The sequence below is a fragment of the Fontivita pretiosa genome, from assembly GCF_050410795.1.
GTDB classification, from domain to species: domain Bacteria; phylum Planctomycetota; class Phycisphaerae; order Tepidisphaerales; family Tepidisphaeraceae; genus Fontivita; species Fontivita pretiosa.
Genome location: NZ_CP191258.1, coordinates 5,350,085 through 5,368,978, shown reverse-complemented (window position 1 = coordinate 5,368,978; position 18,894 = coordinate 5,350,085). Strand labels below are relative to the sequence as shown.

Below are 18,894 nucleotides of genomic sequence, written 5' to 3'. Positions count from 1 at the left end.
TCCTCTACTTGGCCGGGAAGCCGATGCGTATCGATACTGCTCGACCCACAACCAGCAAGAAGCATCACGGACAAGCTCACCAGGGAAAGCAAGGTTATGCGTAGTTTGACGGATCGACAGAAGTTGCAGAAGTGCCAGCATCGACGGACATCCGCATTGCAGGCGGCACTGATCGAAACTCTGGAGTCGCGAGCGCTGTTGGCCGGCACGAGCCTGACCATTGCCGCCACCGACGCGACCGCCTCGGAGACGGATCCACTGCGGTCGGGCCGCGGACAGTTCGTGATCCAACGTCCCACCGGGCCGATTACCGAGCCGCTGACGGTCAAGTACACCGTCACCGCCGCCAGCACCGCCACCCAGGGATCCGACTTCTACACGCTCAAGGGCAAGGTGCTGATTCGCGCCGGCGCGCGCAGCGCCCTGGTTAACCTATACCCTCGAAACGACAGTCTCGTCGAGGGCGATGAGACCGTCATTATCCGCATCGTCAACAACACGTTTCCGCTCGTCAACCGCCAGACAACCATTACGATTCAGGACAACGACCCGGAAACCGCTTCTCCGCCGCCGGGCTGGTGGAATACCAGTTGGCATTTCCGCACCCCGATTTCCGTCAACGTCGGCGCCTTTTCCCGCACGGACTATCCCGTCCAGCGTCCGATCAACTTCACGACGATTCTCAGCCGCCTGGGACGAAGCGGCGCGCTGATCGAAGAGTCGATCCGGGTCATCGAATATGCCTCGGATGCAAAGACCGTCATCGATGAAAACGTGCCGTTCCAGTTCGACAAGGCGGCCGGGTACGACGCGGCCTCCAATGCCTCCGGTACGCTGGTCTTTCTGGTCAAGGGGGAGACGGCGGCCAATGCCGTGCGGCGTTACCAGGTCTATTTCGACACCACGGGCAGCTTCAGCGCGCCGACTTTTACGCCTCTGGTCAGGACCACCGACAATGTTACGGATGAGGGCTTCGAGTCGGTGCGGATCGAAACCCCCGTCGCCACGTACTTCTACCAGAAGGCCGAGGGCGGGTTTTCCAGCATCGTCGATGTCGACGGCAACGACTGGGTGAGCTGGAACTCCAACTCCAACCCCGGCTCGGCAGGGGGATTCCGTGGCATACCGAACATGGGGCCGGCCGGGTTTCATCCCGGCGCCGGCCACGACGTTACCACCGAGATCGTTTCCCGGGGTCCGCTGCGGACCGTGCTGGAGTCCACCGACTCCGACGGCAACAGGGTGCAGTGGGAGTTTTACCCCACCTTCGCCCGGCAGACAGTGCTGTCGATGAACCAGCCTTACTATTTCCTGTACGAAGGCACGCCCGGCGGAGGGCTGGACGCCAACGACACGGTGGTGCTCAGTGACGGCTCTGTGCATTCCATCGATGAAACCTGGAGCGACACCGACGGGCTCGGTTCGGACAACGGCGAGGAATGGGTCTACTTCCGGGACAGCGATGTGGGGGCCAACGGCCGGTACTTCTACTTCGTACACAATACGCCCGATCAACTGGAGGATTCGTATTTCAATCTGGAAGATAACATGACGGTGTTCGGGTTCGGGCGGCACAACAATCCGGGCGCCCCGCCGGATCAGCTTCTGACGGCCGTGGCCAACGTTTTCACGATGGGGCTATCGGAGTCGGGCGACGGCGGCGCCGATTTCGCCGCCGCCAGTGAGATGATCAACGGCGTTTACCGACCACTGAGCGTGACGGTGGGCGGCTCACAGGCTTTAGAGTGATGCGCGCGGTTCGCCGCCTGCTGGCGCGGCCGCTCAAGCGTGTCTTGCCGCCGATGGCTGCTGCTTGAGCCAGTTTGGCGGCTCCAGCTCGTGGCGCTGGTACCACGCCAGCGGATCACGCTTCAGCGACTCGACCATCTTCGGCAGAGTGTCGCGCAGCGAGCGTTTCGGCTCCCAGCCGAGCAGGTTGCGCGCGCGAGTGATGTCCAGCTCGTAATGATCGGTAGCGCGATCGATCATCCAGGGCTTGATGAATGCCTGGCCGGGGAGCTTGTCCTGCACCCACGCGCCGACCTTGGCCAGCGTCTTGGGGACGCGCTGCGTCTCGAAGCTCGCGTCGGTGCCGTGGATCTCTCGTGCGAAGGTGTGCTGAAGCTCGTCGTAGCTGAGCGTGCGGTCCTCGCCGATGAGCAGGACGGTTAGCGGCGGAAGGTGGCGGCGATTCTGCACGGTCAGCCAGATCGCCTCGACGACATCGTCCAGATGCACGAATGCCTGCCCGTGGGAAGTGCTGCCGGGGTAGACCCGGCCGGTGAGCTGTCTTTCGAAGATTCGTTGCATCTGGTGCACGAGCGGGATGGAGTTGCCCTGGTCATTGTAGACCCCAGCGATGCGCAGCAATACCGCCGGAATGTCGCCGCGCAGTTCGCGTATGACCTGCTCGGTCCGCACTTTCGACCTGGGGTAGTCCCATTTCGGATCGATCGGCCAGTCTTCGTTGATCGCCTGTCCTGGCTCGCAGGGGGCGTGCACGAGCATCGTGCTGGAGAAGACGAATTGCTCGACAGTGAAGCCAAGCTCGCGGAGTCCGTTGAGCAGGCGTTCGGTGCCGCGGACGGTAACCTGTTCGTAGAGTGGGCTTGGCTCGCCGGCAAAGTCATAGTACGCCGCCAGATGGATCACCGACGCCAGCCGCTGTGCATCGTTGTCGAAGACGTGCCGCAGGGCGTCGCGAACGCTGTCGTCGGAGGCAAGATCGATGTCAACGGCGTCGGCCTCCTCCGGGGGTTGGGGCAGGCCCGGACGGTCAAAGCCGATCACGCGGTAGCTCGACGCCAACCGCCGCACTACCGCCGCACCGATCAACCCGCTGCTGCCGGTGACGGCGACGATTTCACGGTGGTCATTGGGCTGATTCATCATCGGGTGATCTCCTGGTGGTCGTCGAAGTGCAAAGCAGGCGCCGAGGAGCGGTGAAAACCGCGGGTTTTGGCCAATTATCCTGCAGGATTTGCCCGCCAGAGCTGCAACCATCCCCCGCCAAAGCGTTTGTTCAACCGCCCGCGGATCAGGGACATGGCGGCGACGATCGCGCCGCCGACGATGCTGTGGGCCATCGCGATCGGCGGATGCGACAGGATGATCGGCGAGACGATCAGCCACAAACCCAGCAGCAGGTTGACCCACCGCAGCGGGCGGGTGACCTGCCAGAGGGCGATGACGGCGCAGGTGGCCACGAGCGGCCCGACGATGTGGTGGTTGTTCGCCGCGGCGCGTGAACCGGCGTACCCCAGCACGTCCGGCGCCGCCATGAGCCAGATCCCCACCAGCGTGCTGATCCATTGCGCCCACATCGTCTGTATATCGATCGAAGCAAATCAGACCCGCCCCCAGAATGCCCGCCATATCGAGCCTCCACGACGCTTTTCCTGTACGACGAACTGGAGGCTGGCGAGCATCTCGTCCATCGCCGGGCCGATCATCACAACCGAGATCACCGCAGTAGCCAGGCAGATTGCGCACCACGCGTCGAACAGCACCGGCTGAAGAATCACGAGCAATACGCTGACGGCGCCCAGCGGACCGACGAACACGCCGAAGACGATGACCATCCAGGGCATGGTCCTCCAGCGGCGGGGTCCGCCGATGGCGCCGGTGATGGCGTCGGCCAGGTATCCCAACGCCCCAAGGAACGCATCGGGCACGGGAAACAACTCCGAGACCCAGGTGTTCAGGATTCGCTCGCTGCCGTTGCGGTACTGTTCCAGCGGCGAGGCAAACAGCGGATCCCACACGCCAGCGATGATCCGCCACTGGTATAGTGACAGGTACATCGCCAGCACGAAGCCAACAACTGCGGCGAGGATGATGGGCCCTCGCTGCGGCCAGGTGGAGGGGTTATAGCTCCAGCCTGGCGGCACGCGGCCAGGCGCGGATTCTGCCAAGCGGTTCATACCCCCGGGCCGAGCGAGACGGATGCCAGAGCTTCTGGCTGGGCGTGAGTGATTGCGAACAGGCATGGCGCTTGAAGGCCAAGGGGGTTTCGACTACTGTTGTTCTGGCGGCCGAGTTGGTGCCGCTAGAGCGCGCGCCTGGGGCGGCGGCACGGGCGGTCAAGTAGTGTTGAGACAGTAAGACGTTGATTGGCAATTGGTTAGGTGATTTATGGCTCATAAGAAAGGTCAAGGCTCGACCAAGAACGGGCGCGACAGCAACCCGCAGTACCTTGGAGTAAAGGTGTACGGCGGGCAGCACATCCGCGCCGGATCGATCATTCTTCGGCAGCGGGGCACGCGGTTTGTGCCCGGGTTCAATGTCGGACAGGGCAAAGATGACACCCTGTTCGCGCTGTGCGACGGCGTGGTGGAGTTCCAGGGAAGAAAGGTCCACGTTCGCGAGTTGCCGGCGGCCGTGCCCGCCTGACGTCGGCGTGACGCGCGCCGGCGAGTTTGGCGGTTGCCAAACCGGCGCAACGGGATATCATTGGCGTGGTTTCAGCCACCGCGCGGCCTCGCGCGGTGGTTCGTTTTTCTCCAAGTGCGAGCGTCGCAGTCTTCGCGGTTCGAGGTTGCCGCAAAGTCGATGCGAACGTGACCCTCTGTCGGAGCCGTGGCCCATGCAGATCGTCAGTGCCCAGGAAAAGGCCCAGCTCGAAGCCAAGCGCGAGCAGCTCTACAAAATGCAGGTCGAAGTCCAGGAGCGGATTCGCAAAGCCGCCTCGCTGGGCGATCTGTCCGAAAACGCCGAATACCATTTTGCCAAGGAGGAGAACCGAAACATCCAGCGGCAGATCGCCGAGCTGGAGGCCAAGCTCAGAAATGTCTCGGTGGTCTCCAATGAGCACGTTCCGCAGGACGTGGTCTTCCTCGGGCACACGGTCAAGCTGCTGGACCTCAGCGACGACAGTGAGCAGCTCGTTCGCCTGGTCGGGGAGGCGACAACCCCCGACCCCAACAGCGACGTGCTGCCGGTCTCGGTCAACAGCCCGATGGGCGAAGCGCTGATGAAGGCGCGGGTCGGCGACACGGTGAAGGTCAAGGCGCCGCGCGGGACGATGGAGTTCAAGATTCTGGAGATCCTGTAGGCAGCCTGCGTTCAGCCGCCCGCCTGCCAGGCGTGAGCGATGTCACCGCGAAACGACCGCATCGACGATATAATTGATCAGGTGTTACCGCCACGATAGCTCAGTTGGTAGAGCAGCGGTTTTGTAAACCGCAGGTCGTCGGTTCGACCCCGACTCGTGGCTTGCTGTTGTGGGTGAGCACATCTGTTTGGCGTCGGCGCGCCGGCATCCGGCAATCGGTAAATCCCGGATTTGGTCGTGTTGGCCCGAGAATCGACTTGGGGGCGGTTCAAGCGCGCGTCCGATAGCGTTGGCCGAGCAAGAAACTGTGTGAAGACGGGCACAATCGGTTAACTCTGCCGGCGAAAATCCCGATGCGTAGCGGGGGTTGTTTTCGCGGCGGAGGAAAGACGTGCGCGTGGCAGCAGGCTCATCTTCCGTATGCTCCTCCCCTACGGGCGTGACGGCGGGCAGTTCCACCGGACACAACTATCGCGCGCAGCTTGCCGACAAGCGTCGCCGCGAGCTGGAGCAGCAGGCGGCGTCGCTGGATCTCTTGCCGACCACCTTCGCTGTGCCGATGCACATCCTCCGCCTGCACCGCAGCCGCAGCGCCGCGATGAACGATTTCGCCAATGCCATCGGCGCCGACCCGGGACTGGCCAGCAAAGTCCTGGCGCTGGTCAACAGCGCCGCGTTCAAGCCCACCAGTCGCGTGACACGCATGTCGCAGGCGGTCTCGATGATCGGAATCAAGAACCTGCTGCCGCTGGTGTTCGGTTTTTCGCTGGCGGGGATCTTCAACAAGCTGTCGCTGCCTGCCGCGGAGCGCGCGGCGATGTGGAAGGCATCGCTGCTGAAGGCGGTCACGGCGCGAGAGCTGACCGCGTCAGCGCAGAACCTGCCGCCGGCCGACGCCACCTCGCTGGCCGAGGAAGCCTTCCTTTGCGCGCTGCTCCAGGACATCGCCCTGCCGGTCATCTACGCCTCGGACCGCTCCGCCTGGCCGGAAATCAGCGCCATCCTCCAGCTCGACAATCCCGATGAGCGATGCGACCGCGAAAAACGGATCAACGGCGTTGATCACGCGGAACTGGGCGGGCTGGTTGGCAAGGCGATGGGGTTGCCACAACCGTTCTGCCGCGCCATCGCGGTGCATCACTGCGGCCTGGCGGCGCTCAGCGAGGCGCTGGAGTCGGACCCGGCGATGGCGCGTGCGCTGGATCTGGCGAGCTGGCTGCCGCACAAGCTGGCGCAGCTCACCCCGCAGACAGCGCAGTTGCTGGCGCTGCGGCTGCGGACTTCGGTGGGGCTGAGCAATCCCGCCGCCTGCAACGCCATTCTCAAGCAGATCGGTGCCCGCTTCGGGCAGATGCTCCAGACGTTTGGCGAGGCCGACGAAAGCAGCGTGGCGTTCCGGGAGTTTCTCCAGGCGCTCAGCCACGAGATCGCCACGGCGATGGAATCGGCGGTGTCGGCGTCCAAATCGGAGATCGGCGAACTGAAGCAGCGCGAAGGGGAGCTGCTGGAAAAGGTGGGGCTGCTTCAGCAGCACGTGGTGCAGGCGGATTACGACGAGCTGACCGGGGCGCTGAACCGGCGAGGCTTTTTCACCCGCGCCGCGCGCATCCTGGCACTGGTGCGCGAGTATGAGAGGCCGTGCATGGTCGGCTTCGTGGACATGGATGATTTCAAGTCGGTCAACGACACACACGGTCACGCGGCAGGCGACGCGGTCCTGGCCGCCGCCAGCCAGCGCATTCGCGATGCCCTGGCCACGCGCGGTATCGTCGGACGCATCGGCGGCGACGAGTTCGCCGTGCTGGTCGTCGGCGCCGACATCGAACAACTCCAGGCCGACGAGAGACGCATTACCCAGAACCTGGCGAGCTTCCTGGTGACGACGCGCTCGCTCACCTCGGCTCAGCCGCTGCCACTGTCCGTCACAGCCAGCGTGGGGCTGGAAATTGTGGGGATTCCTTCGGCAGAGACGACGATCGACGCGTTGCTTCGGCGTGCCGATGAGCGGATGTATGCACAGAAGCGCAACCGCCGGCTGCGTCGCGAGGATCGCCCCGCCACCTGAGCCGCGGAGGGCTCATCATGCTCCTCACCGCTGATCGTTTCGAGCAGATTGTCGCCACGCTCAAGTCCGATGCCGCGCGATCCAGTGACAAACGGCTGGCTCCGCGCGTGGGTCTGCGGACGCAGTTGGAAGTCATTACGGGCGCGGAAGGCAAGGCTGGCAGACGGCATGTGGTGTGGCTGCGGAACCTGTCCAGCGAGGGGATGGGGTTCGTCAACAACGAGCCGATTCCGCCCGGAACCCCGGTGATTGCATGTCTTGCCCGAGGGCGCTACCAGGTGCTGCGGATCGCGTATCAGGTGGTGCACTGCACTCGTCTGGTGGATGGACAATACATGGTCGGCGCCAAGCTGCTGCGGGTATTGGAGCCGACGTCGGCTGCGGCGGCGCCCAAGTCCGCAAACCAGTCTTCGGCCAGGGCACGGGCACGCGGCTGAATTGTCCAGCTCATCGCCTGCTCAGTTGATGTCCCGCCCGCGAACCCCGTTGACGGTGAGGTTGGGGTTGGGCTTGCCGTCGTTGGCGGGGCGCATGTCCTTGGATGAAACCGCCTGGACGTGTCCATCGGCGAAGAGGAAGACGCGGCTGCCGCCCGGCGGGCCGAACCATCCGCCGTCTCCGCTGAACGGCGCATGATTGGACAGCCACTCACCAGCCAGCACCTTCTGAGCGGCAAACCGCACGCGCGAGGCCTTCTGCGGGATCGGCGGCAGGGGATCGGTGTAGTTGGAGGCGACGCTGCTGCGGGTGTCGATCTGCTCGGGACTGTGATAGAAGCACATGGAGTACGCGTAGGAGGTACTGTCGTACTTGCCGACTGCCGTTTCGTCCGCCGGACACCAGAAGACCCCGGGGTTGCCGCTGCTGCGACGGGCATACGGCTCGAGCACCGGCCGCCAGCCACGCCCCATCCACAGCCACACATAAGGCGTGGTGGAAACCGGATCCTGTGCGGCCGGATAGATTCCCCTGTGATCAATGAGATACATCTGGAAGGCCGCGCCCAACTGGCGGAGATTGCTGGCGCATGCGGTTCGCTGGGCGGCGCGCCGGGCGCCGACCAGCGCGGGCATCAGGATCGCAATCAGCACCGCAACGATGCCGATCACCACCAGCAGCTCAACCAGAGTAAACCCCCGTCCGCGCCCCTTGTCGGCTGTGAGCGACAACAGTTTCATCGTCGTGTTCCCGCAGAAGGCAACCAGTCAAGAACGGAACAGCACCCAGGACAGCGACCGTCGATTCGATCGAACGATCAATGAATTGATTGGCCCAGTGTTACTGGCTTCAGTCGCGGCGCGTGCTGGTGTGATCCGCCGGAGCGACGAATTTCCACGCGGCGGGCAGCGCTATTGCTGCCAGCAGCACCTTGAGCACATCCCCGGGCAGGAACGGCACCACGGCCAGCGCGAACAGCTCCGCGGCGCGCACCTGCCCGCTAACCAGCCATGTGACCCCGGCCAGCCAGCAGAACCCGCAGCCGAGAATCACGAAGCTGCCGGCGAACAGAGCGGCGGCGGCGGTGAAGAAGCGGCGGTCCCAGCCACGCCGCGCCAGCAAGCCGCTCACAGCCGCGGCGGGCACGAAGGCCAGCAAATACCCTGCGGTTGGACCGATGATCACCGGAAGCGCCGGCAGGCTGCTGGGGCTCCAGGCGCTGCGTCCGCCGGCGAACACCGGCAGTCCCGCCAGTCCCTCCGCCAGGTACGCCGCCATCGCCATCGCCCCCAGCCTCGGCCCCAGCAGGGCGCCGATCAGCAATACGGCAAATGTCTGTAGCGTCACCGGCACTGGTGTGTACGGTAGCGGGATACTCACCTGTGCGCACACCGCCACCAGCAGCGATCCAGCCAGCGTCAGGGTTGCATCCCGCAGCCACGGGCGGCTGAAAGTGTCGGTGCGGAGAAGAACGGCCCGAGCCAGTGTCATTCGGTTCACAGTCATAGTGGCGGACTCCTTTAGCAAACTCGCGGCGATTGTCAAAAGAGTTGCTGGTTCGCTGGCAGCCCTCCCGCGGAATCGGGCGCGCCCATCCAATCCGCAGCGCGCCAACGACGCCGCGGTTGAGGTAGTGGTTGGTGCAACAGATTTTGTGTCACGGGCGTCTCCGCCCGTGCGAGCGGCCAATGCACGGGCGGAGACGCCCGTGACACGCTTGAGCCAACTGTGGCATGGCCGTCCCGGCCATGCGCGGTGCGCTCGAGTTCGAAAGTCTGATCTCCGGGCTCTTCAGCACTCCATGCCGCCGGGCACGGGCGCGACGCCCGTGACACGAAGAAAAACCATCTTGGGAATTGCCGGACAGGCTCAAAGTGCCTCCCACCAGCACCGCCGCGCCGGCAGATCCGGACACATGCCCTGTTGCCGATCAAGACGGCGCAAATTGGTGGCGGCGGGGTTGTCGGCGATACTGCTGTGGCTATGGACATGCAACTGATCGCGGCGTGGGTGTGGCTGGGCGAAGATTTACATCAATACAACCAGGCGGTTCTGTTTCACAAGGCGATTGAGATCGACGGCGTGCCCGCGGGGGCGCGGCTGGCGTTTTCGGCAGATACCGAAGCACGCATCTTCGTCAACGGCGAGTGGATTGCCGATGGCCCGTGTCGAGGCTGGCCATGGGCTTATTACTTTGACCTGGTCGATCTGAGTGGCGTGCTGCGCGCCGGGGAGAACCAGATCCTGGCCGTCGCGCGGTATTTCGGGTCGGGGACATTTCATCAGATTCCGCAACAGGCAGGGTTTCTGTTGCAGCTTGATGTGAAGGACACGTCTGGACGGTGGCGGACCGTGGCGGCGACGGACAGCTCCTGGCGGGCGGCGCCTTTTTGGGCCTGGCGACAGACCAGCCCCAAGATGTGCGTGCAGATGGGACCGGGGGAGTGGATCGACGCGCGCCGGGGCGACGCCTGCCTGCCGGCCATCCAGCAGCCGATCGATCAGCAGGTGAGCGTGATCGCGCCGGCGCACGGCGGGCCGTGGGGATGTTTAAGGCCACGCGATGTGGCGCTTCCGGGGCGATACCAGGTTACCGTGCCGCCGGTGACGGCCGGACGCGCGGTCAAAGCTGTGTCACAGCTTCCCTGGGCCGTGCCGGTGCGGCGGCTGTGCCATCCGGGGGTCATCTCCACCAACCGCTACGCCAGCCGCAACCTGGGACTGGCCACTATCATCCATGCCGACGGCGGCGAAAGCCTGCCATGGCGCTGGCCGGACTGGATCGCCTTCGTGAACGGCCGGCGATGCGACGGCGTGCTGGAGCTTCATCCCGGCGCCAACGCGATGTTGTGCTTTGTCAGCGCGTTGTTCGACCATCGACATGAAGCGGTGCTGGACGAGCCGCGAGGCGCGGGCCTGAGGCTGGAAAATCCGATTGATCCGGGCGCGGACTCGGCCTGGGCGATGATTCTTCTGCCCGAGTTCGACTGGGTCGAGGATGACATGTGCTGGAGCGAGCCGCCGCGGGCGGATCGCGAGGCGATCAAGCGGCAGTATCACGAATTCTGCACCGCTGCCGGAAGCGGCGCCAGTGTGTCGGTGGAGTCGTTGCGGGCGTGGCTGCACGAGCGTGGCGCGCGCCCGGCCAGGCGCGAGCAGATCGCCTGGGATGACCCGCACGCGGCGTTTGCGAGGCGAGAGCCGCTGCGCGTGTTGCCAGCCATGCAGGGAAGCCGCTTGCCCCTCACGCTCGCGCCCCAGGCCGACGGCGACGTCGAATTGCACATCGACCTGGGCGATCAGTACTGCGGGTATCACGAGATCGACGTCGAGGCATCCGACGATGGCGCGGCGCTGGATTTGTTCCTCGTCGAGAACGTCGCGCCGGATGGCAGGGTGCAGAACACGCCAGGCGCGCGAAACGGATTCCGCTACATCTGCCGCGGGGGCCGGCAGCGCTATCGCTCACTGCTGCGTCGATCGGGGCGGCACCTGTTTCTCACCGCGCGCGGCCTTGGCTCGCCGATCACGATACACGGCGTCCACGTCACCGAATCGCGTTATCCGGCGCGCGTGATCGGCTCGTTCAATTGCGATGATGATCGACTGAATCGCCTGTGGAACATGGCCCGGCGGACGCTGGAGCTGTGCATGGACGACGTGTACGTCGATTGTCCGCTGTACGAGCAGACGCTGTGGATCGGCGATCTTCAGCCGGAACAGCTTTACGGGCTGTGGACGTTCGATGCGCGAGACATTTCGCTGCGAAGCCTGCGGCTGGCGGCGCAGTCGCTGGCGCGGCTGCCGATGATCGGGGCGCAGGTGCCCTCGAGCTGGGACATGATCCTGCCCGCCTGGAGCTTCCTCTGGGGCATCGCGGTGTGGGATTACTACCAGTACAGCGGCGAAAAGGAATCGCTGGCGGAGCTTTGGCCGGCGGTGCGGATGAACCTGCTGTCGGCGCAGACCTACCTGAACGATCGTGGCCTTTTCGATGCGTGGTTCTGGAACCTGTTCGACTGGACGCCGCTTCGACAGCAGCATCGTGTCGTGCTGCACAACTCGATGTTCATGATCGGCGCGATCGACGCGGCCATCCGCTGCGCCGATGTCCTGGGGCACGTCGAGGATGCCAGGTGGCTGGGCACGATGCGGCAACGGATCGCCCGCGGCATCGATTCGACGTTCGATCCGCAGACTGGCGGATATCCCGACGCATACGATGAATCCGGCAAGCCGGTGGGGCTGTCGCAGCATCCGCAGTTTTTGGCGTTGTTGTACGACGCCGCAACACCGCAGCGAATCGAGAGTCCGAAACGACTGGTTCTTTCCCCGGCGCCGGAGGTGACGCGTTGCGGCTCGCCGTTCGCCCTGCACTATTTCTATGGCACGCTCCAGAAGCTGGGACAGGGCAGGATGCTCATCGATGCGATGCTGCGGGACTTCAAGCCGATGCTCGACGCCGGTGCGACCACGCTGTGGGAGATGTTTCCCGAATCAAAGTATCACGAGCCCGGCTGGCCGACGCGCAGCCACTGCCACGGCTGGTCTGCCTCGCCGCTTTACTATCTGCCGCGGGTGATTCTGGGCATCTGCCCGACGGCGCCTGGCGGCAGAGAGTTCCACATCGAGCCGAACCTGTGCCACCTGAATTGGGCGGAAGGGACCGTCGCCACCCCGCACGGCCCTTTGCGAGTGCGCGTCGAGCGCCGTGATGACAAAGTTCACGTCGATGCCCGGCCGCCTTCGGATGCAGTGCGGGTGATCACCGGTTTTTAGCCGCGGCGGGGTTCAGCCGTTCAGCACCCGCGCCGGCAGCGCGCCCATTCGACGCGCGACCTCCGACAGCCGGTGCTCGTGGAACATCGCCACAGTGCAGTGGATGCGATCGTTGAATGGCGCCAGCCATCGCGGCTCGAGCTTGCCGGGACCATGGAAAGCCCCCAGGATGGACCCGGCGGTGGCGCCGAAGCTGTCGGTGTCGTTGCCCTGGCTGACCTGCATGCAGATTCCCTGGCCGATGTCGCGGGCGAAACGCAGCGTGTTGATGACGGTGCCGATCTCCTGGTAGATCTGGCAATGATCGTATTCTCTATATTTGTTATGGATGCGGGCGTAGCCGTCGAGCCAGTCCGACGCCTGGCGAACCTGTTCGATCGAATCCTGCACGACCTCGGCGAAGCGGCTGCGGCGGGGGACGTACTGCACGGCGACGCGGAAGATCTGTTCCCAGTCCCTGGCGACAAAGGCGGTCGCGATGGCGGCGGCGGTGAACATCGTGCCGTAGATGCCGGTGCGGCGGTGGGTGTAGCTGGCGTCGCGCCAGGCAAGCTCTGCGGCCAGCGCGGGGTGTCCGGGGCAGGCATAGCCGTAGGCGTCGGCGCGGATCAGCGCGCCGCAGTACTCGTCGCGGGGATTGAGCACGCTGACCCATTCCTCCAGCGGCGGCTTTTCGCCCTGAGGCAGGCGCATCGACCACATCGCCGCGCGCACGTTGAGCGTGCGCTCCGGGCCCCACTGCCAGCCGGCGGGGAAGTTGACGAACCAGAACTGCCGGACGTGATCGGTGCTCAGGTCGCGTCCGAATTGTTCGAGCAACAACATGCCGGCAATTTTGTAGTTGATATCGTCGTCCGGCGCGGCGTAGGCGATTCGCCCGCGCACGCATTCGGCCCAGGTGTTGTGCCGCCGGCCCAGCGCCGCGAGCATCGCCTCGCTGACGTAGTCGTTCAGCGGCCATTCGCCCACCGCGCTGGCGGCGGCGCGGATCTGTTCGAGTGTCGGGCGGACCTCCAGCGGTTTGCCCAGGATGCACCCGCAGACGGCCGAGAGGAACGCGGTTTCAACGCGCGGCGCGATGTCGCGCACGTCAACCGACGCGATCGGCCCGGTCGCGCGGTTCGGGTCGCATTCGGCCCAGATTTCGTCCAGCGCATTGGGCTCGACGAAACGCCAGTCGGGGCGCATCGGAAGGCGCGCCAGCTCGCGGGCGAAATCCGCCATCGCGTCGTAGCTGTCGGGCAGGCCATCCAGCCGCTCGTTCAGCCCGCTGGTCACGTGCCCTTGCCGTTGTTTGTCGATGATGATCTGTTTCAATGACTGTCGCAGCAGATCCAGAGGCGGTAGCATGGGGTGTTGTCCTGGCCGAGTCCGTGGAAGCAGAGCATATACGATGGGCCGGTGCTTCGCCACAAGCCTGACGTGCGTGTTGCTGGTGCTGATGTTGGGCGGCGATGCGTTGGCGGCAGGCGGGGGTGCGACGACGCGCGCGACGGACCGGGGGCAATGGTGGCAAATCCGGGGCGATCGCGACCTGATCGCACGCTCGAAGTTGCGAGGCAACATCACCTCTCCGGCGATCCTGTGGAAGCACCGACTGGCGGCCAGAGAAACGCTGCTGACTGCAAACCGCCACGCCGGGCAGATCCAGCTTGCGCTGCCGGCAGAGGATGTGTCCGCGAACATGTCGGTCGATCGGCTGTTCGCCGCGTGGGGTGCGGCCCCGCCATGGCACGATCTCGATGGCGATGGAAAACTGTGGTCGGAGTCGTGGTCGGGCTTCAACGTCAAGCTCGGGAAAATGCTGCCCGATACGCCCGGGCTTCAGGCCGTCATCTGCGAAGCGCTGAACTATCCCGACCGCGAACCATACCTGGGCAAAGTCACGCTGAAGTTCCGCCAGAACCGCCAGTGGGCGGTCAAGTGGCAGACGACCACGGACACGCTGATCTGGGTGGCCGAGCCGATTTTCGGCGACTTTGACCGGGACGGGCAGACCGAGATCGCACTGCTGCCGTGGTACAAGCTGAACCTTCTGGATGCCCGCACGGGCCAGCTCAAGGAGCAGGCCCAGTTCAAATTGCAGGAGGAGGCGCCCGAGCTTGGCGGTCGGGCATACGGATGGTTCGGCGCTGTTGATCTGGACGGCCAGGGGCGCGACGAGTTCGTGATCATCGACGACTTCGTGCATCACATGGCGGTGATGGGTTGGCGAGACGGACGACTCACCCGCCTGTGGAACTGGATCATACACAAGCCCGGGCAGCACATGCCCGCCGCCGAGGACACGGTGGCCGTTGTCGTGAATCCCGAGCCGGTGCAGGATCTGGACGGCGACGGTCGGCGTGAGATCGTTGTGAACGTGTACAACCATGAGCGTGACGGGTTGTGGCACACGCTGGTGCTGGACGGGATGACGGGCCGGCGCCTGCACGATTTGGCAGGCTGGTTCATGGCCGGGTCACGCGATCTGGATGGCGACGGTTCGGCGGAGCTGTTGTGCTGGCAAGCGCCACGGGGGCTGCGCCGGCCGGATCCGGCGCCGCTGGCGGTCTTCAGCTTCAAATCCGGACGGGCTGAGTCGATGTGGACGCAGGAGTCGGCGTCGTATCAGTTGGCCGACCTCGCACAATTCCCGGATCATGTCAACAGCGGGGCGGCCGAACCGCGACGCACCGTACTGTGCGGTGCGATTGAGCCTGGAGGCCGGCCGGTGTTCTTCACGCGCCGGCGGGTTGCGGACCAGACCATGCAGATGGAGCTGACGGCCTGGCAGCACGACGGCTCGGGCATTGCGCCGATTGGGAGATTGACCGGGCCGCGTCTGGAGGCGCTGGCGGTTGGCCGCCATTCCGCCGACGACCTCGATCCGCAGCCCGCGAGCATTTTGCTTCGCGCCAATACGCTGGAGGGCGAATCGGATGCGTCCGTGAGCAGCGAAGGATTTGCCGCGCGGGTCGTAGTGTCCCGGATGACCGCGGCGCTGATGTCGCCGGTGGTTGTGGGGCGAATGAAGCCAGAGGCGCCGGCGACGATCATCGCCCAGGGCGCTGCCGAGACGATCGAGGCGATTCGCCCGCGGCCGGACGGGACGGTTCAGCGCCTGTGGCGAATCCCGGGCCGGGCCACAACGTGCAATAACTACTTTGAGGGAGCGGTACTGGCGGATGTGCGGGGGGATGGATCGGCCTGCGCGATCGTCGGCACGCGCGGGCCGGGCGATTGCGCCCGGCTGCTGGTGGTCGATGCCGACGGCCGCGAGGTATGGCATCGCGACTTCGAGGAGTTTGCCGGCACCCCGCCACCGTGGAACGTGCCGGGACTGATGTACTGGCAGGGGGGCTATTTCCGTGATCGCCAGCAAATGGACATCCTGGTTCAGCTTCGGCGCATCGGCGGGGAAACCTGGCTGCTGGACGGTCGCAGCGGCCAGCCGGTGTGGTTCCGCAGTCATTCCACCGATGAGCGGGAATTCGGCCGCGCATGGTTCACGATTTTCGACTACAACCGTGACGGCTGCGAGGACGTGTTGAGCAACTACCCCGACGTGTTCTGCGTCGCCGACGGTCCCAGCGGCCAACTGCTGCTCAAAAAGCACGCCCGCGATTTTGCCAACGGTCAGGGATATTACGGCTGGTCGATAGCCGGCGATCTGCTGGGCGATGGCGACGTGCAGATCCTTTACACCAACGCGAACGGTCACGTGATGCTGTGGCGTGACGGAACCACGATCTGGAAATCCAGCTTCGATCCGGATGATCCTCGTTATCCCAACTTCGGAAGCGACGTTCGGTGCGTTCCGGCGGACATGGAAGGTGACGGGCAGCTTGAGCTGCTGGTGCCGGGCGCCCGCGGACCGGATGGATTGCGCCAGCTTCAGTGCCTGGACATCGCCACCGGTGCAGTCAAGTGGCATCTGTCGTTGCCGGTTCAGGAGAAGCCGACGGATCCGGCGGCGGCGGACATCGACGGCGACGGTCGCGACGAATGCATCTTCACGATTGCCAGCACGCTGTACGCCGTTGGCGGCGGCGCGGACGGCCGATCGGGCGCCATCGAGTGGACACTGTCGCTTGCGAACTACGCCAGCCCCGTTGCCATTGCGGATGTCTTCGGAGATGGCTCAACACAGATTATCGTGTGCTGTCAGAACGGTTGGGTCTATGGAATCGGACAGCGGCCCTGACACGGCGGCGGGCTGTCAACTCGCATTTACAGGAGCCAGTGATGGAACAACCACAGGTCGTTGTGAACGAGCATTGCCAGGTCGGCGAAGGCCCGCTCTGGGACGAACGTCGCGGACTGGTCTACTGGACCGACATCGATGGAGGCAAGCTGTTCTGCTGGGACATCGCGACACGCACACACCGGCAGATTTACAACGGCGAGCCGGTCGGAGGTTTCACGCTTCAGGAAGATGGCTCTCTGCTGCTGTTCCGCGCCAACAACATCGCGCTGCTGGGCGAGGATGGCTCGACGGCCGTGATCATCGACAACATCGATCCGCAGATGGTGCGGTTCAATGACGTCATCGCCGATCCGGAAGGCCGCGTCTTTGCCGGAACGATTGGCGAAAAGCTCAGCGGAGGACTGTATCGAGTGGATCTGGACGGCCGGGTTACGCTCCTGGAGCGGGGCACGGATTGCGCCAACGGCATGGACTTCAGCCCGGACCTCAGTCGCTTCTATTGGACCGACACGTCAGCCAACTCGATTTTCTGTTACGACTATGACCGCGGCAGCGGCCGGATCAGCAACAAGCGAACGGTGGTTCGCGTGCCGCAGGGTCAGGGCGTTGCGGACGGGCTGGCGGTCGATACCGAAGGCAACCTGTGGTCGGCGCGGTGGGGCGGGTTTGGCGTGTGGAAACACAGTCCCGACGGGCGGGAGATCGGCCGGGTTGCACTGCCGGTGCAAAAGGTCTCTTCGGTCATCTTTGGCGGCAAGGATCTGGATACGCTGTTCATCACCACCGCCGCCGAGGGGCTGCCGACAACCCCGGATTCCCTCGACGGGGCATTGTTCTGCGTGAGGGTTGCCGCCCGCGGGCGACCGTCATTCCGTTCCAGAATCATGATGCGGAGAGGACAATGAGCGGGCAATCGATCAATCCGAATCTGAATCGGCGAGAGTTTCTCAAGGCGGCGGGCGTGGGGGCGGCGGCGTCGCTGGCCATCATGCACCCGCCGGGCGCCACCCTGGGCAGTATGCTGAACCCGAGCGCGACACCCAGGCGGTTGTCGCCCGGCGTGCAGTTGTTCATCGACGACGAACTCATCGAGCACCTCAGCAACGTAAAGCGCGTGGTCAACCCGCCGACTCGCTTGCCCGAGCCGATTGTCACCGCGGAGCAGGACAAGTGCTTCCAGCCGTACGTGACGGTGCTGCGCGATCCGCAGACCGGGCGATTTCGGATGTGGTACAACGCCATGACCGATCCGCCTCAAAGCTCCCGATCGCTCATCGGCTACATCGAATCGCAAGACGGCATTCACTGGATTCGACCGCATCGGGTGCTGCCGGATCCGGGCGGCATCGCGGTGGGATTCGGGGCCTACGTGGTCGATGACGGACCGAATTTTCCGGATCGATCCAGGCGTTACAAACTGGCATTCGAGCGGAACGCGCTGTACACGGCGTTCTCGGCCGACGGGCTGAACTGGACGGATTGCGCCAAGCGCGATTTGGACGATTTCGGCGACATCATTTCGCTCAGCCGCGATCCGATCCGCAACCGCTACCTGCTGCTGTGCAAGGTGCACTCCCGGCCGGCAGATGGATACAAAGGCAGCACGCCCAACGCCAAGGAGGGCTATCGGCGGCTTGTTGGCCAGAGTGTCAGCGAAGACTGCATCCACTGGACGCCGCCCAGGCGCATTATCGTCGCCGACGAAAAGGACGAAGGCATCACCGAGTTCTACAGCATCGGTCAGGTGATCGCGCGCGGGGGGCTGCTGATTGGCCTGCTGAAGGTGCTTCGCGACGACCTTTCGCCCGAGCCGGACGGGGAAAAGACCGGCATCGGCTACACATGCCTGGCGTGGACGCGCGATGGTGAAACGTGGCATCGCGACCGCGAGCCGTTCATGGATCGCAACCCCCAGCCGCATACGTGGGACCGCGCCATGACCTGGGGCGACTGCCTGCTGCCCGTCGAGGATGAGGTATTCATCTACTACGGCGGGTACGCGCGGGGGCACAAGGTCGAGCGGTTCAAGGAACGCCAGATCGGCTTTGCGCGGATGCGGCGAGATCGGTTCGTTGCCCGCGTCGCCGATGCGCGGGGCGGCACGTTCCGCACGCCGGTTGTTACGATCGAGGGGTCGCGGCTGACGGTGAATGCGGATGTTGCAGGCGAGCTGCGCATCGCAGTGCTGGACGCGGCTGGACAGCCCATCAGCGGCTTTGCCGCCGGCGACTGCGCCCCGATCACTGGAGATTCGCTGGCGCACGCCGTGAAGTGGAAGCAGCCCATGGAGTCGCTGAAGGGCAGGCCGCTGCGGCTGGAGTTTCACCTGCGCGACGCGCGGGTGTATGCGATGGAAGTATGAAAGTCCCT

Annotated in this window: 15 protein-coding genes and 1 tRNA gene; 10 read left to right on the top strand and 6 right to left on the bottom strand. The window is 64.5% G+C overall.

Annotated elements, in window-relative coordinates; genetic code table 11:
* The first annotated feature begins 96 nt into the window (after nucleotides 1-96).
* On the top strand, nucleotides 97-1,749 hold the full coding sequence (locus ACQS5P_RS21750) for a hypothetical protein (protein WP_428938717.1): 1,653 nt from the start codon (nucleotides 97-99) through the stop codon (nucleotides 1,747-1,749).
* A 33-nt stretch (nucleotides 1,750-1,782) separates the two neighbouring features.
* On the opposite strand, the gene ACQS5P_RS21745 is transcribed toward ACQS5P_RS21750, so the two are convergent.
* The 3 genes from ACQS5P_RS21745 to ACQS5P_RS21735 all read right to left on the bottom strand — a co-directional run bounded on the left by ACQS5P_RS21745 (nucleotide 1,783) and on the right by ACQS5P_RS21735 (nucleotide 3,923).
* Nucleotides 1,783-2,892, bottom strand: coding sequence for an NAD-dependent epimerase/dehydratase family protein (locus ACQS5P_RS21745; protein WP_428938716.1), 1,110 nt, complete (start codon nucleotides 2,890-2,892; stop codon nucleotides 1,783-1,785).
* A 74-nt stretch (nucleotides 2,893-2,966) separates the two neighbouring features.
* On the bottom strand, nucleotides 2,967-3,323 hold the full coding sequence (locus tag ACQS5P_RS21740) for an SPW repeat protein (RefSeq protein ID WP_428938715.1): 357 nt from the start codon (nucleotides 3,321-3,323) through the stop codon (nucleotides 2,967-2,969).
* Nucleotides 3,324-3,347: 24 nt separating this feature from the next.
* Nucleotides 3,348-3,923: a vitamin K epoxide reductase family protein gene (locus ACQS5P_RS21735; RefSeq protein ID WP_428938714.1), complete on the bottom strand. Its 576-nt coding sequence runs from the start codon at nucleotides 3,921-3,923 to the stop codon at nucleotides 3,348-3,350.
* A gap of 211 nt (nucleotides 3,924-4,134) precedes the next feature.
* On the opposite strand from ACQS5P_RS21735, the gene rpmA reads away from it, so the two are divergent.
* The 5 genes from rpmA to ACQS5P_RS21710 all read left to right on the top strand — a co-directional run bounded on the left by rpmA (nucleotide 4,135) and on the right by ACQS5P_RS21710 (nucleotide 7,555).
* On the top strand, nucleotides 4,135-4,392 hold the full coding sequence (rpmA, locus tag ACQS5P_RS21730) for a 50S ribosomal protein L27 (RefSeq protein WP_428938713.1): 258 nt from the start codon (nucleotides 4,135-4,137) through the stop codon (nucleotides 4,390-4,392).
* Between the two features lie 193 nt (nucleotides 4,393-4,585).
* The gene (locus ACQS5P_RS21725; RefSeq protein WP_428938712.1) at nucleotides 4,586-5,053 is read left to right on the top strand and encodes a GreA/GreB family elongation factor; all 468 of its coding nucleotides are present in this window, start codon (nucleotides 4,586-4,588) and stop codon (nucleotides 5,051-5,053) included.
* A gap of 89 nt (nucleotides 5,054-5,142) precedes the next feature.
* Nucleotides 5,143-5,215, top strand: a tRNA-Thr gene (locus tag ACQS5P_RS21720).
* Between the two features lie 229 nt (nucleotides 5,216-5,444).
* Entirely contained in the window at nucleotides 5,445-7,118 is a 1,674-nt protein-coding gene (locus ACQS5P_RS21715) for a sensor domain-containing diguanylate cyclase (protein ID WP_428938711.1), read from the top strand.
* A 17-nt stretch (nucleotides 7,119-7,135) separates the two neighbouring features.
* Entirely contained in the window at nucleotides 7,136-7,555 is a 420-nt protein-coding gene (locus ACQS5P_RS21710; protein WP_428938710.1) for a PilZ domain-containing protein, read from the top strand.
* Between the two features lie 21 nt (nucleotides 7,556-7,576).
* On the opposite strand, the gene ACQS5P_RS21705 is transcribed toward ACQS5P_RS21710, so the two are convergent.
* Both ACQS5P_RS21705 and ACQS5P_RS21700 read right to left on the bottom strand, forming a co-directional pair.
* Nucleotides 7,577-8,296, bottom strand: a complete 720-nt coding sequence (locus ACQS5P_RS21705) for a type II secretion system protein (RefSeq protein WP_428938709.1) — start codon at nucleotides 8,294-8,296, stop codon at nucleotides 7,577-7,579.
* Between the two features lie 109 nt (nucleotides 8,297-8,405).
* A complete protein-coding gene (locus tag ACQS5P_RS21700; protein ID WP_428938708.1) occupies nucleotides 8,406-9,062 on the bottom strand; it encodes a biotin transporter BioY in 657 nt (218 codons plus the stop codon).
* A 477-nt stretch (nucleotides 9,063-9,539) separates the two neighbouring features.
* Between ACQS5P_RS21700 and ACQS5P_RS21695 the strand changes: the two genes are divergently transcribed.
* Nucleotides 9,540-12,335: an alpha-L-rhamnosidase C-terminal domain-containing protein gene (locus ACQS5P_RS21695; RefSeq protein ID WP_428938707.1), complete on the top strand. Its 2,796-nt coding sequence runs from the start codon at nucleotides 9,540-9,542 to the stop codon at nucleotides 12,333-12,335.
* Nucleotides 12,336-12,347: 12 nt separating this feature from the next.
* On the opposite strand, the gene ACQS5P_RS21690 is transcribed toward ACQS5P_RS21695, so the two are convergent.
* Nucleotides 12,348-13,685 (bottom strand): ADP-ribosylglycohydrolase family protein, encoded by a 1,338-nt coding sequence (locus ACQS5P_RS21690; protein ID WP_428938706.1) that lies wholly within the window; start codon nucleotides 13,683-13,685, stop codon nucleotides 12,348-12,350.
* 43 nt (nucleotides 13,686-13,728) lie between these two features.
* Here ACQS5P_RS21690 and ACQS5P_RS21685 point away from each other — a divergent pair, with 43 nt between their 5' ends.
* From ACQS5P_RS21685 to ACQS5P_RS21675, 3 genes are read left to right on the top strand one after another with little or no spacing between them, the layout of a single operon-like run.
* Nucleotides 13,729-16,521, top strand: a complete 2,793-nt coding sequence (locus ACQS5P_RS21685) for a hypothetical protein (protein WP_428938705.1) — start codon at nucleotides 13,729-13,731, stop codon at nucleotides 16,519-16,521.
* A 41-nt stretch (nucleotides 16,522-16,562) separates the two neighbouring features.
* Nucleotides 16,563-17,429: an SMP-30/gluconolactonase/LRE family protein gene (locus ACQS5P_RS21680; protein ID WP_428938704.1), complete on the top strand. Its 867-nt coding sequence runs from the start codon at nucleotides 16,563-16,565 to the stop codon at nucleotides 17,427-17,429.
* Entirely contained in the window at nucleotides 17,426-18,886 is a 1,461-nt protein-coding gene (locus ACQS5P_RS21675; protein WP_428938703.1) for a twin-arginine translocation signal domain-containing protein, read from the top strand. The genes ACQS5P_RS21680 and ACQS5P_RS21675 overlap by 4 nt, the downstream gene beginning before the upstream one ends.
* The last annotated feature ends 8 nt before the right edge of the window (nucleotides 18,887-18,894 follow it).

Coding starts and splice junctions, on each gene's coding strand:
- ACQS5P_RS21675 (WP_428938703.1), top strand. CDS start 17,426: ATGAGCGGGCAATCGATCAATCCGAATCTGAATCGGCGAGAGTTTCTC.
- ACQS5P_RS21725 (WP_428938712.1), top strand. CDS start 4,586: ATGCAGATCGTCAGTGCCCAGGAAAAGGCCCAGCTCGAAGCCAAGCGC.
- ACQS5P_RS21685 (WP_428938705.1), top strand. CDS start 13,729: ATGGGCCGGTGCTTCGCCACAAGCCTGACGTGCGTGTTGCTGGTGCTG.
- rpmA (WP_428938713.1), top strand. CDS start 4,135: ATGGCTCATAAGAAAGGTCAAGGCTCGACCAAGAACGGGCGCGACAGC.
- ACQS5P_RS21745 (WP_428938716.1), bottom strand. CDS start 2,892: ATGATGAATCAGCCCAATGACCACCGTGAAATCGTCGCCGTCACCGGC.
- ACQS5P_RS21740 (WP_428938715.1), bottom strand. CDS start 3,323: ATGTGGGCGCAATGGATCAGCACGCTGGTGGGGATCTGGCTCATGGCG.
- ACQS5P_RS21695 (WP_428938707.1), top strand. CDS start 9,540: ATGGACATGCAACTGATCGCGGCGTGGGTGTGGCTGGGCGAAGATTTA.
- ACQS5P_RS21680 (WP_428938704.1), top strand. CDS start 16,563: ATGGAACAACCACAGGTCGTTGTGAACGAGCATTGCCAGGTCGGCGAA.
- ACQS5P_RS21690 (WP_428938706.1), bottom strand. CDS start 13,685: ATGCTACCGCCTCTGGATCTGCTGCGACAGTCATTGAAACAGATCATC.
- ACQS5P_RS21750 (WP_428938717.1), top strand. CDS start 97: ATGCGTAGTTTGACGGATCGACAGAAGTTGCAGAAGTGCCAGCATCGA.
- ACQS5P_RS21705 (WP_428938709.1), bottom strand. CDS start 8,296: ATGAAACTGTTGTCGCTCACAGCCGACAAGGGGCGCGGACGGGGGTTT.
- ACQS5P_RS21700 (WP_428938708.1), bottom strand. CDS start 9,062: ATGACTGTGAACCGAATGACACTGGCTCGGGCCGTTCTTCTCCGCACC.
- ACQS5P_RS21710 (WP_428938710.1), top strand. CDS start 7,136: ATGCTCCTCACCGCTGATCGTTTCGAGCAGATTGTCGCCACGCTCAAG.
- ACQS5P_RS21735 (WP_428938714.1), bottom strand. CDS start 3,923: ATGAACCGCTTGGCAGAATCCGCGCCTGGCCGCGTGCCGCCAGGCTGG.